This window comes from Ewingella sp. AOP9-I1-14, from assembly GCF_052375995.1.
Classification (GTDB): Bacteria; Pseudomonadota; Gammaproteobacteria; order Enterobacterales; family Enterobacteriaceae; genus Ewingella; species Ewingella allii.
This window is the reverse complement of the sequence record NZ_JBQSVA010000002.1, coordinates 876,100-886,871: the sequence shown is the minus strand read 5'-3', so window position 1 is coordinate 886,871 and position 10,772 is coordinate 876,100. Positions and strand designations below refer to the sequence as shown.

13 protein-coding genes are annotated in these 10,772 nt (G+C 52.2%); 8 read left to right on the top strand and 5 right to left on the bottom strand.

Translation table 11 applies throughout. The features are described 5' to 3' along the window. Window positions 1-101: 101 nt before the first annotated feature. Window positions 102-326, bottom strand: a complete 225-nt coding sequence (locus ACT3RT_RS09315; RefSeq protein ID WP_353501205.1) for a hypothetical protein — start codon at window positions 324-326, stop codon at window positions 102-104. A 126-nt stretch (window positions 327-452) separates the two neighbouring features. On the opposite strand from ACT3RT_RS09315, the gene ACT3RT_RS09310 reads away from it, so the two are divergent. The 5 genes from ACT3RT_RS09310 to ACT3RT_RS09290 all read left to right on the top strand — a co-directional run bounded on the left by ACT3RT_RS09310 (window position 453) and on the right by ACT3RT_RS09290 (window position 3,798). Beyond that, window positions 453-626 (top strand): helix-turn-helix domain-containing protein, encoded by a 174-nt coding sequence (locus tag ACT3RT_RS09310; protein WP_353503913.1) that lies wholly within the window; start codon window positions 453-455, stop codon window positions 624-626. A 62-nt stretch (window positions 627-688) separates the two neighbouring features. Next, on the top strand, window positions 689-1,519 hold the full coding sequence (locus ACT3RT_RS09305; protein WP_496202851.1) for an AraC family ligand binding domain-containing protein: 831 nt from the start codon (window positions 689-691) through the stop codon (window positions 1,517-1,519). Between the two features lie 119 nt (window positions 1,520-1,638). Beyond that, on the top strand, window positions 1,639-2,613 hold the full coding sequence (locus ACT3RT_RS09300; RefSeq protein ID WP_396130130.1) for a DMT family transporter: 975 nt from the start codon (window positions 1,639-1,641) through the stop codon (window positions 2,611-2,613). A gap of 125 nt (window positions 2,614-2,738) precedes the next feature. Beyond that, window positions 2,739-3,215 carry a 2TM domain-containing protein gene (locus tag ACT3RT_RS09295; protein ID WP_185688382.1) on the top strand — a complete coding sequence of 159 codons (477 nt, stop codon included), beginning with the start codon at window positions 2,739-2,741 and terminating at the stop codon, window positions 3,213-3,215. A gap of 85 nt (window positions 3,216-3,300) precedes the next feature. Beyond that, a complete protein-coding gene (locus ACT3RT_RS09290) occupies window positions 3,301-3,798 on the top strand; it encodes a GNAT family N-acetyltransferase (RefSeq protein WP_496202850.1) in 498 nt (165 codons plus the stop codon). Between the two features lie 238 nt (window positions 3,799-4,036). Here ACT3RT_RS09290 and ACT3RT_RS09285 read toward each other — a convergent pair whose 3' ends face one another. Together ACT3RT_RS09285 and ACT3RT_RS09280 are read right to left on the bottom strand one after the other, a co-directional pair. Next, a complete protein-coding gene (locus ACT3RT_RS09285) occupies window positions 4,037-4,312 on the bottom strand; it encodes a hypothetical protein (protein WP_051899391.1) in 276 nt (91 codons plus the stop codon). A gap of 90 nt (window positions 4,313-4,402) precedes the next feature. Next, window positions 4,403-5,143: a DUF3053 domain-containing protein gene (locus ACT3RT_RS09280; RefSeq protein ID WP_496202849.1), complete on the bottom strand. Its 741-nt coding sequence runs from the start codon at window positions 5,141-5,143 to the stop codon at window positions 4,403-4,405. 146 nt (window positions 5,144-5,289) lie between these two features. Here ACT3RT_RS09280 and ACT3RT_RS09275 point away from each other — a divergent pair, with 146 nt between their 5' ends. The 3 genes from ACT3RT_RS09275 (at window position 5,290) to cspE (ending at window position 7,787) form a co-directional block, all read left to right on the top strand. Further along, window positions 5,290-6,387, top strand: coding sequence for a DUF1615 domain-containing protein (locus tag ACT3RT_RS09275; protein WP_396130135.1), 1,098 nt, complete (start codon window positions 5,290-5,292; stop codon window positions 6,385-6,387). Window positions 6,388-6,497: 110 nt separating this feature from the next. Next, window positions 6,498-7,223 (top strand): YnfC family lipoprotein, encoded by a 726-nt coding sequence (locus ACT3RT_RS09270; RefSeq protein WP_485901749.1) that lies wholly within the window; start codon window positions 6,498-6,500, stop codon window positions 7,221-7,223. Between the two features lie 351 nt (window positions 7,224-7,574). Next, window positions 7,575-7,787 carry a transcription antiterminator/RNA stability regulator CspE gene (gene cspE / locus ACT3RT_RS09265; protein WP_034788110.1) on the top strand — a complete coding sequence of 71 codons (213 nt, stop codon included), beginning with the start codon at window positions 7,575-7,577 and terminating at the stop codon, window positions 7,785-7,787. A gap of 1,037 nt (window positions 7,788-8,824) precedes the next feature. Here cspE and ACT3RT_RS09260 read toward each other — a convergent pair. After that, window positions 8,825-9,025, bottom strand: coding sequence for a hypothetical protein (locus ACT3RT_RS09260; protein ID WP_353501213.1), 201 nt, complete (start codon window positions 9,023-9,025; stop codon window positions 8,825-8,827). A 128-nt stretch (window positions 9,026-9,153) separates the two neighbouring features. Further along, on the bottom strand, window positions 9,154-10,392 hold the full coding sequence (locus ACT3RT_RS09255; protein ID WP_496202848.1) for an L-lactate MFS transporter: 1,239 nt from the start codon (window positions 10,390-10,392) through the stop codon (window positions 9,154-9,156). Window positions 10,393-10,772: the final 380 nt, after the last annotated feature.

Below are 10,772 nucleotides of genomic sequence, written 5' to 3'. Positions count from 1 at the left end.
ACGCAAATTGAGTGAAGAAATAGCGAGGAAGCTTCACGGATGAACGGTGTAGAAAATAACCGGTTGGTTTAAGCTTAGCAGTGTTCTGCGTGGTGCTGAGTTTATATTACAGAGTTGCGAATGGGCTTGGCTTTGCCTTTGACGATTTTCAGAGCTTTATCCGGGTCGCCCGCCACAAATTCAAAGGTCGGTGAATAGTAAAAAGGCAGCCAGCCGCCGTAGCCGCTTTCCCATTCCCAACGGACCGGGCAAGGCCACAGAATATCTTCATACATAATGTAGTAAGTCCATCGTCCGTGAGGGCGACGTGGTTTGGGTGTTTTCATAAATTGGCCGGGCGGAGTTCCTACAGGACACAGGTTATATTTTGAACCCCTGAGCCCTAGGTTTCAAGCCTTGTACCGCGCGCGGCGTCAGACGATCGGACGCGTCCCTCGGGCTTAGCCCACCGCATCAGTGCCTGTGAGCTTCAGGGTAAGTCGAACAACGAGATCAGCCAAATTCTCAATCGAAGCCCGAAAACAACCAGTGCGCAGAAGAAAAGCGTGCTGCAAAAACTCAACGTAGGCAGCATTGCCGAACTGATTTCCGTCAGCGCTATTAATCAGCGGGTGAATCCGCTCTGAAGTTAAAAATGCTATCCTTATCTGACTCACTTAACCGTCAGTCTGATAGAGGAGGGCAAACGATGCAGGGCGTACCGGAGCTTTTTCCCTACGATAAGGACTGCGCGCAGTTTAAGACCTTGCCACAGCTGCCCGGCGTGGAGCTGTATCACGCGCACATTGATCGCTATGCTTTTGAGCCTCATTCCCACGAAGCTTTTGGCATTGGCGCCATTGAACAGGGTGCCGAGCGTTTTCGCTATCGCGGTGCCGAGCATCTGGCGTCGGCGGGTTCGCTGGTGATGATGAACCCGGATGAGATTCACACCGGCCAGTCGGAAACCGAAGGCGGCTGGCTCTATCGCATGATTTACATCGAGCCGCAGGTGTTTGAAGCGCTGTCCGGCGAACGCGCTCGCTGGTTCACCGACGCCGTGCGCCACGACCCGCGCGCTGCGCGGCAGCTGTCGCAACTGCTCTCCGGGTTGTGGGAAACCGACGATGCCCTGACCCGCGATGGCCTGATGCTGGCGGTGACTGACCTGCTGCGCCCGCACTCTCACGTCGGGCATCGGCTGCGCTCCGAGCCTGCCCACCGTTTTGACCGAGTGACCGAGTATCTGCGGGAAAACTTCGCCAACAGCATCACCCTGGATGAGCTGGCGTCGCTGGTGAGCCTCAGCCCGTACCACTTCCTGCGGAAATTCAAACAGCAGATGCACGTTACCCCGCACCAGATGCTGATGGCGATTCGCCTCAACGAAGCCAAGCGCATGCTGAGTTTTGGCATCCCTGCCGCGCAGGTGGCCTTCAGCGTTGGCCTGACCGATCAGGCGCACCTGACCCGCGCCTTCTCCAACCGCTATGGCTCGACCCCGGTGCGTTATCAAAAGCAGGTCGCGGCCGGTAAATAACCCTCCAATGCGTGAACTCCTCGCTTTACCCTTCTTCGCCAAGTGCGCAATTTCCTACAATACAGCCCCGACGCCTCTCTTTACCCTGACGGCATGTAAATGTTTTCTAGAGGTTAAAAATGTTAAAAGGCGTCCTGTTCGCCCTGGCTTCGGGTTTAATGTGGGGACTGATTTTTGTTGGGCCGATGATTGTGCCGGACTATCCGGCGTCGATGCAGTCCACCGGCCGTTACGTGGCTTTTGGCGCGATTGCGCTGGTGGTGGCGTGGATCAAACGCGACGCGCTGCGCGAGCTGTCGCGCGCCGACTGGATTGAAGCGCTAAAGCAGACGGTGATCGGCAACCTGATCTATTACTTCTTCCTCGCCAGCGCCATTCAGCGCACCGGCTCGCCGATTTCCACCATGATTATCGGCACGCTGCCGGTGGTTATCTCGGTTTCGGCCAACCTGTTTTATGGCCAGAAGGAGGGCAAGCTGTCGTGGCGTAAGCTCACGCCGGCTCTGCTGGTGATTGCGTTGGGTCTGGGGTTGGTCAACGTGGCCGAGCTGAAAGGCAATACCGAGCCGTTTGACCCATGGCGCTACGGCACGGGTATCGCCATGGCCTTAGCCGCGCTGGCCTGCTGGACCTGGTTCCCGCTGCGCAATGCCCGCTGGCTGCGCGAAAACCCGGACAAGTCGCCAATCACCTGGTCGGCGGCGCAGGGCCTCGTGACCCTGCCTCTGGCGACGGTCGCTTTCCTGCTGGTTTGCGCCCAGCTGTCGATCAGCCACTCCGGCATCGCGCTGCCGTTCGGCCCGCGCCCGTGGGTGTTTATCGGCCTGATGATCGCTATTGGCGTGTTCTGCTCATGGGTAGGTGCACTGTGCTGGAACGAAGCTAGCCAGCGCCTGCCGACCGTGCTGCTCGGGCCGCTGATAGTGTTCGAAATTCTGGCCGGTCTGGGCTACGCCTTCCTGCTGCGCCAGCAGTGGCCGCCGCTGATGACCTTAGCCGGTATCGCCTGTCTGGTGATTGGGGTGATTGTTGCAATGCGCATCAAACCTGAGCCGGTGCAGCCACTGGCGCAAAAGAATCTGCATACGCCATAATTAAGCGTCAGCCCGCTTGCGCCCTGATGTCACCTTGCTGTCAGGTCGCTGTCGGGCTTCTGTCGTGTTGCTTTTTCGCGCCAGGCGGCATGCTGTTGCGGTGTCCTGCATTTTCTAAAGGTGAAATGATGAATCAGAACCGTATTAAGCAATTAAGACTCTCCCGCGCCTGGTCACAGGAGCAGTTGGCCGAGCTGACCAGCCTCAGCGTGCGCACCATTCAGCGTATTGAGAATGGCGAGCAGGCCAGCCTAGAGACGCTGGGCGCGCTGGCCGCCGCCTTTGATATTAAAGTGGCCGAGCTGGTGGGGGAGCAGGGGGCTGCGAGTTCGCCCGACAACGCGCTGGACCTGAATATCGAAGCCGCGCGTCATCAAGTCCGCAGTGAAAGTCGCTTTTACCGAGGCATGATTATTTATCTGCTGGTCAGCGTGCTGCTGATTGTGATTTGCCGCGTGACTTCGCCCGAGTACAACTGGTTCTGGTGGCCAGTGGGTATCTGGGGCGGGTTGATGGTGATTCGCGGTTTGCGGGTATTTGTCCTGCGCGGCTGGTTCAGCCGCTGGGAGCAGGCGCGATTACAGAAAATTTTGCGTAAATAGCCGCTTTTTCCACATTTCCTCCCTGCTTTTTTTCTCATTCTGCATAAACTGCTGACAGGGCAGTGAGTTAAATAACGGGGGAGAGATGGCAGCAGAGAGCAAAGTGACGATAGCGCGGTTCGAACCGGAGGATTCTCCGGCGATCACCGCGCTTATTTTACCGATTCAGAATCAAGAGTTCGGCGTGACGATCACCGCCGAACAACAGCCCGATTTAAGCGATATTCCCGGCTTTTACCAGCAAGATCACGGGGATTTTTGGGTCGCGAAGGTTGAAGATGAGGTTGTCGGCTGCATTAGCCTGAAGGATATTGGCCAGCAGCAGGCGGCGCTGAGAAAAATGTTTGTAGCCAAGCCGTGGCGGGGCAGCGAATATGGGGTGGCGAGTCGCTTACTTGAGGCTCTGCTGGACCACGCGCGAACGCAGAAGCTGCGGGATATTTATCTCGGGACTACCGAAAAATTCCTCGCCGCACATCGTTTCTATGAGAAGAAAGGTTTTGTTGAAGTGGATGCGTCAGCACTTCCGGCGACTTTTCCCCGCATGTCCGTGGACGTGAAGTTTTATCATTTTTCAATTTGAGAATTGAGTGATGTTAAGTTGGCGTAGGATTCAGGCAAGAAAAGCGTTGTTGTTGCTGGTAGGAGCCATGATGTTGACGGGGTGCGTGGCCGATAGCCGTTTGTGGGGATTGATCCCTAACTCGTCGGATGTTTGCGCGCACGGCAAAGACAGTATTACCGGCAATTGTCGCGATTAATCGCGTAAAACGTCAGGCCAGCAGTAAAGCGGCCTGACGTTTTTTATGCGTCGCAATAGCTTAGGCTTTGGTGCCCGGCAGCAGGGATTGCGCACATTTGAACACGTCGTCGCGGAATTTCTTCGAGGCGTCGTCGAGATCTGGCGTGTTGGCCAGCTCGGCTTTGCCCGCGTCAATCGTCTCATTAACGGCGATGGTGAAGGCATTTTCACTCTCTTGGTTAATGACGCTGCCTGCGACGCCAAACAGAATGCGCATGGCAGAAATCTGCACCAGCAATTCGCGGTTCACGCGCTCGAGTTGGTCAATACGTTTTGACTGAATATCGTCGCTCATGGTGTTCTCCTTCAAAGTAGTGGCGCACACCTTAACAAAATTGCGCGGCCAAAAAAAACCGCCATGGGCTGCCAGACCCCGGTTGCGCGATTAATGCACCATTTTCTGCATTTCGCCGCTGAGCTGAATCAGGTCGGCATTCAGCGGGACAAGTTGCTGCTGAATGGCATTGTATTTGTCGAGCGTGGCCTGTTTATCGAATTGCAGCCGATTGCCAGAAATAGTGACGTTTTTGCCCTGCGCCTTGATGAAATCTGCCTTGGCGACCACCAGAGTCAGTACTTTTGGCAATAAGGTGAAGGCCTGCTCGGCCACGGCGCTAGGCTGGACCACCACTTTTTCATAAGCCTGGTCATAGACCTTTTTCAAATCATCCGGCTGCTTCAACGCGGCGTGACGGGTGTCCGCCTGTTTGCGCAGCACCACCAATTTTTCCCGCCAGTTGCTGCTGCTCTCCGCCATTTTTTGCAGCTCATCGCGTTTTTCCAGCAGCTTATTCACCGTCACGGTTTCATTCAGGCTGGCAAACACCGGCCCCAGCGACGCATTCATCTCTTCACTCATCTGGCGATGAAAATCAGTGATCAGCCCATAGTCATCACTGTATTTGCCGAAATCTTTACGCTCTTCTTCGGTCAATTGCGGCACGGCGACGGTTTGCACCGCCAGAATCCGAGTCTGTAAGAAGTCGATAAAGGCTTTGCGCTGGGCGGGCTCTTTATCGCCACAGCCGCTGAGGGCAAGCAGCAGGGCCAGCATAATTAAAGGCAGCAGCAGATAACGCAGGGCGATGCCCCGACTTGATGAAAAGGGCAAAGATGACGTGTGCATTGAAATTTTCTTCCTTATTTGAAACATTTCAACCTACAAACATAGACTATAACCTCTGCAACGCGTATTGCGTTGCGCATTCCTGCCAGTGGGTAAAGCTCTTCACCTGCTCTCGGCGGGATAATGTAATGATCAACAGGGAAACTATGATCCGACGTAAAAGTAAGTACTGGCTTTCACTCACTGCCTTGCTCGTTCTGGCAGGGTGTAGCACCAAGAAGCAGTCGGAGACGGCAGTCACTCGCCCGGCAGACACCAAAGCGCAGATAGTTCGATTGATGCCGGCTAGCGTGCCTGACCGTCAGGGCTGGGCGACGGATATCACGGCGGCTTTTAGCGCGCAGAACATTGCGCCGACTACCGAGAACATCTGCTCGGTGCTGGCGGTGGCGCAGCAAGAGTCAAATTTTAGCGTCGATGCGCCGGTGCCGGGGCTGGGGAAAATTGCCTGGAAAGAGATCGATAGGCGCGCCGACGCGGTGCATGTGCCTAATTTTCTGGTCCACACCGCGCTATTAATAAAGTCACCAAATGGCAAATCCTACAGCGAGCGACTGGACAAAGTGCGCAGCGAAAAAGAGCTGAGCGCGATTTTCGATGATTTCATCAGCATGGTGCCTATGGGGCAGAAGCTGTTTGGCAATCTCAACCCGGTACACACCGGCGGGCCGATGCAGGTGAGCATTGCCTTTGCCGAAGCCCACGCCAAGGGCTATCCGTATCCTATCGACGGGAGCATTCGCCACGAAGTGTTTAGCCGCCGTGGGGGGATCTATTTCGGCACGCTGCACCTATTGGGCTATCCGGCCAATTACAGCCAGACGCTTTATCGCTTCGCGGACTTCAATGCCGGTTGGTACGCCAGCCGCAACGCCGCATTCCAAAGCGCGGTGAGCCGCACTTCCGGCATTCCACTGGCGCTCGATGGTGATGTCATCAATTACGGCACGGATAAGGCTGGCTCTACCGAGCTTGCCGTGCGGGTACTTGGCAAACGGCTGGGAATGAGTAATTCTGCTATTCGCCGCGCATTGGAAAAGGGTGACTTGCCGGAGTTTGAGCAAACCTCCCTCTATAAGCAGGTTTTCGCCTTGGCGGATAAAATGGCTGGTAAGCGCTTACCTCGCGAAATACTGCCGGGTATTCAGCTAGAAAGCCCGAAAATTACCCGTAAACTCACCACGGCGTGGTTTGCCAAACGGGTCGACGAGCGTCGGCAGAAATGCGTCGCCAGCGCAGGCTAAAACGTAAATTTTATTCGGCTGGTTTTGTGACAGCGCAGAGCGATAGGTCCATGGGCGCCTGCATAATGATCGTGTTGGTTTGAACCTCAATCCTTAACCGAGAATTTTACATGAAGAATGTCGCCGCCCTGACGCTATCCACGCTGTTCCTTTATGGATGTGATACGCAAGCCAGCCTCGAGCCGGTAAACCCGATTTTTGCCAGCTACTCCAATATCTTTGGCTTCGAGCCGATTCGCGGCAAAGTAAAAAGCTTCCTGCAACAGCAGCATGATGAGCAGGGCAAAGTCAGTTCCTTGTTTCAAGGCGCGCTATCGGCAACCGGCTGTTTTAATGAGTTAAAAGTGGTAGCACCCCTGATGGGGCTGGATGTCGATCTGCTCAAAGAGGGCAACTTTCTGGTGAATCGAGGAGATAAGCAGAAGCGTTATGCTTTGAAAGATAACTGCTTACCCGAACGGGATCTCACCGACGACACGCGCTATGAAAGCAATGATAAAGGCTATGTCACGGCTGCTATCAACGAAAAGGATGCGAGTAAAAACAGTTATTTTGAGTATGACGCCTCGGGATTCCCTTCGAAAATATCTCAACCGACGCCGACCGGGCCTTTTGTCGCCATCATTAAAGCGACAGAATCCGAAGAGAAAAAACGCAATAACACCATCGAAACCCGAGTTAAAGATGTCCTGCTTGGGGAAGTGATCAGCCGCTGTGACTATGACGACCATTTCAACGCAACTCACTGTAAGATAACCAGTAAGTCAGCAGAAAAAGACAAACCTTTGCCGAAGAGACTCGATGATCCCGAGACAACTACGATAGAGTATTACTAAAAAGACGAGGGGGCAGAGGGACATAAAAAGGCTTTCAACCTGCTTAATTTATTCTCTGTGATTAGCCGTCTGGCAGTATATATCGCTGTAGAATAAAAACCGGCTAAATAAAGTTAATCTGAAATAAAGCTTGCGTCTAAAAGTTATCTATGTGTAAATAGCGTCAACGGTTTGTCGTTAAGACCTATTTATGAAAGACATTTTAGTAAAGCAGTTCCTAGTTCAAGTGATATAGCAAATCTCTTCTCCGACGAATTTTCTTCTCTAGTGCCCCCATAAGTAACTCATAATAAAAACAGACCCTCATTGCCCTATGGCATCTAAAAAATAAAATTCAAGAAGGTATTTCTTATGTCTAATAAAATGACTGGTTTAGTAAAATGGTTTGATGCTGGTAAAGGTTTTGGTTTTATCAGCCCTGCAGACGGTAGCAAAGACGTGTTCGTTCACTTCTCTGCAATCCAGAGCAATGATTTCAAAACCCTGGATGAAGGCCAAAACGTTGAATTTACCATTGAAAATGGTATGAAAGGCCCTTCAGCTGGCAACGTAGTCGTACTGTAACAATCGTCTGTCATAATGGTTTTAACCTGCAATAGCGATGATGGGCCAGACCCGGAGCAGACAGGAAAATAATTAAGACAGCGTTACAACGATTCAAATAAACCTCGATGAATATCGAGGTTTATTGCTCTCTGGAGCATGTAAAAATTTCAGAATATATTATTCACTGCTCGTTTAATAAAATTATCGTTTACCAACAGAAAAGACGATTTGCGAATTTTCCTAACGATTATCCATTTTTAAAAAATAGGGTTTTGGGAGATTGCCTGAAATAGGCGAAGTCGATTTTTCTGTTGTGAAACAGTTTTGCTCAGACTGCGCAATGTTGGAGTGTTCGATGGACGCTTGCGCCACAATATGACGGCCGGGAAAGTAACCGGCACTCATTTTTAACCTGAATACTTCAGATTGCAGATGCGTTGGGTGGACGAACTTGTCGCCTTCCGTGCAACTCGATTTTTGGGTGAAATCAAAACCGCACTCTGTTGCGGTTTTTTTGTGCCCGAAAATCACCACCGGCTCTGAGATTGGCAAAAAACAGATAAAAAAAAGCCCGCACGAAGCGGGCAAAATAACAGGGTTCTACAGGGGTTTTCTACACAGGGACATCACACAACATCTTGATGGCTCTAAGGTATCAAACGCTCTGTATGGTTTTGTCATCGCTCGGTAAGGTTAGGGCAGGAGTTGTAAAATCCAGCGTTACTCGAACGATTAACGCGATGCGTGATATGAACTAGAGCAATTCCATGAGCATGGCCATCACATAACCTATTGCCATCGAACCGCCAGCCATCGTCAGCCAGAATACTGTTGCTTTCATAACTCCCTCCATGAGACGGGGAAAGTGGCCCCGGTGTCTATCGAGCTTTGGCGCACGGCTCGTGCCAAAGTCCTACTGAACTCGCGAATTTATATTCATTTCGCAAATTCATGATAGCAAACCCATACTAAAAGCGGATGAATAGACGGCGTTTCTTTGACCTGTCCCGTGCTTTTAGCTTTAGGGGGCCGTTTTCGCCTTATTCACAGAAGGCTCAGTTCAGGTAATCAGTATGTGCTGACAACTTGTTGTAAGCGCTTGCTTCAACCGTTGTGCAGTGCGGGCGGCCGCCTTCTTTAGCCTTGCGGCTAAGCTCGGAGGCAACATCTTTAGCGTTGGTCGGCTGTGCTGCCGCGAGATTGAAGCTCAGGGTGCCAAGAAATAGGGAGAAGATAATCAGGGTGATGCGGTTCATGTAAAGCTGTCCGGTTAATGCGAGATCCTTAAAGGTGCAGCCAGCTTCTAGTCATAACAGTTGTAGTAATAAGAAACGGGAGCGATTTATGCTCCCGTTCATCATTTTAACTGCATGTAAGAACTACGCTACACGTGCTGGAGCGCATTATGCCCTTGTTCGGCTTTGTTCGGAAGGCGAATTGTGGCAGAAAGCACCAAAGAGAGCACTAAAAGTACAGTGATGAAGGTGAAGGTCACGATGAAGCCGCCGAATAGGGAGGCGATAAGTGAACCCATGACGCTGCCGATGCCGAAGCCGAGATACAGCAAACCGTAGTTTTTGGTCAGGTTATTCAGCCCGAAGAAGTCACTCACCAGCGATGGATAGACGGTGATGGTACCGCCGAAGCTGAAGGCCACACAGGCTACGGAGATGAAGAACAGCGTCTCATTCATATTGGAAAACAGCAGAATGCTCATGCCGACCAGTGAGATGACCTGCGCCATGGAAATTACCCGGATGCGCGCCATTTTGTCTGACAGCACTCCTAGGATCAGTCGGCCGCTGAGGTTAGCAATGGCAATCACGGTGACGGCGTTGGCGGCGGTGACCGCGTTGAGATGCACCAGACCTTCGCCGATGTCCTTCGCCACGCCGATAACATACAGGCCGCTCATGCAAGAGGTGAGGAACATCATCGCCAGCATCCAGTACTGTGGCATGCGCACGGCTTCTGACAGCGTGAAGTCACGGCTGCTGGTCAGGTTGTCTTCATTACAGTTGATGGTCTGAGGAGCCTGCTTAGGCGCGTCTGTCATCATTAGGCCGCCGATGATAATCATGGTCATCGCCAGCAGACCCCAGATAATAAAGGTGCTTTCCAGAGAATAAATGCTGAGTAGGTGGCCGCAAATGAATTTAAAACCTAAGCTGCCGAGGCCGTAAGCACCGATGGCACAGGCTGAAATTACCCCTTTACGCTCCGGGAACCACTTCACGCAGTTGGACAGAGTCATCAAATAGCCCGCGCCGTCTGCCAGCCCGACCAATACTCCCGCGCTGAGATACAGCATGATTAAATTGTTGGATTGGGAGGTGAGCGCAAAACCTATCGCCATCACCACGCCTGCCGCCATCGTGACTTTCTTAACCCCGAATCGGTCTTGCAGCTTGCCCGCGACAGAAGAAGCAATCGCCAGGCCCAGGCTCAGTAAGCCGAAGGAGAAGGCCACGCGGCTGATCGGTTCATCCAGCTTTTGGGACAGCTGTCCGTTAAACAAACTCCACGTATACACAGAGCCAAGAGCAAATTGGGTAATGATGGTGCCAAACAGCGTTAGCCAGCGTGTGCGGTTGTCGTTTTGCATTCCAGATTTGTCACTCATAGTGGGTTCTCCCGAGCGAAATAAAGTCAATTAAACTGTTTGTATGATAAATCTTTCGCCGCACAGCGATCGGTTTCGGGCATGAGATGCCTTGGTACAGGAATGAAATGCACAGGGGAGGGTATGAAACACATTTTTTGCTGAAAAATAGCCCATAAATTGCGCTTAAAACGCCTTTCCAGCCCAGTCTGGGCGCGGGTTTTGTTTGATCTGAGTCATGCTTTTAGCTTTTATTTTTTCGCCAGCCTAAGGATGCCCATAACAGAGGGTAGCCGCCGCCGACTCCCGCTACGCCATCAACTCTCCTGACAAGGGTGGGAAATTGAATGAGGCGCACGCCTTTTACACCCCCTCATGAAGTTTTGATTAAACATAGATTA

Excerpts from the sequence above, each read along its gene's own strand:
- ACT3RT_RS09315 (WP_353501205.1), bottom strand. The coding sequence starts at position 326 with ATGAAAACACCCAAACCACGTCGCCCTCACGGACGATGGACTTACTAC.
- ACT3RT_RS09305 (WP_496202851.1), top strand. The coding sequence starts at position 689 with ATGCAGGGCGTACCGGAGCTTTTTCCCTACGATAAGGACTGCGCGCAG.
- ACT3RT_RS09300 (WP_396130130.1), top strand. The coding sequence starts at position 1,639 with ATGTTAAAAGGCGTCCTGTTCGCCCTGGCTTCGGGTTTAATGTGGGGA.
- ACT3RT_RS09295 (WP_185688382.1), top strand. The coding sequence starts at position 2,739 with ATGATGAATCAGAACCGTATTAAGCAATTAAGACTCTCCCGCGCCTGG.
- ACT3RT_RS09290 (WP_496202850.1), top strand. The coding sequence starts at position 3,301 with ATGGCAGCAGAGAGCAAAGTGACGATAGCGCGGTTCGAACCGGAGGAT.
- ACT3RT_RS09285 (WP_051899391.1), bottom strand. The coding sequence starts at position 4,312 with ATGAGCGACGATATTCAGTCAAAACGTATTGACCAACTCGAGCGCGTG.
- ACT3RT_RS09280 (WP_496202849.1), bottom strand. The coding sequence starts at position 5,143 with ATGCACACGTCATCTTTGCCCTTTTCATCAAGTCGGGGCATCGCCCTG.
- ACT3RT_RS09275 (WP_396130135.1), top strand. The coding sequence starts at position 5,290 with ATGATCCGACGTAAAAGTAAGTACTGGCTTTCACTCACTGCCTTGCTC.
- ACT3RT_RS09270 (WP_485901749.1), top strand. The coding sequence starts at position 6,498 with ATGAAGAATGTCGCCGCCCTGACGCTATCCACGCTGTTCCTTTATGGA.
- cspE (WP_034788110.1), top strand. The coding sequence starts at position 7,575 with ATGTCTAATAAAATGACTGGTTTAGTAAAATGGTTTGATGCTGGTAAA.
- ACT3RT_RS09260 (WP_353501213.1), bottom strand. The coding sequence starts at position 9,025 with ATGAACCGCATCACCCTGATTATCTTCTCCCTATTTCTTGGCACCCTG.
- ACT3RT_RS09255 (WP_496202848.1), bottom strand. The coding sequence starts at position 10,392 with ATGAGTGACAAATCTGGAATGCAAAACGACAACCGCACACGCTGGCTA.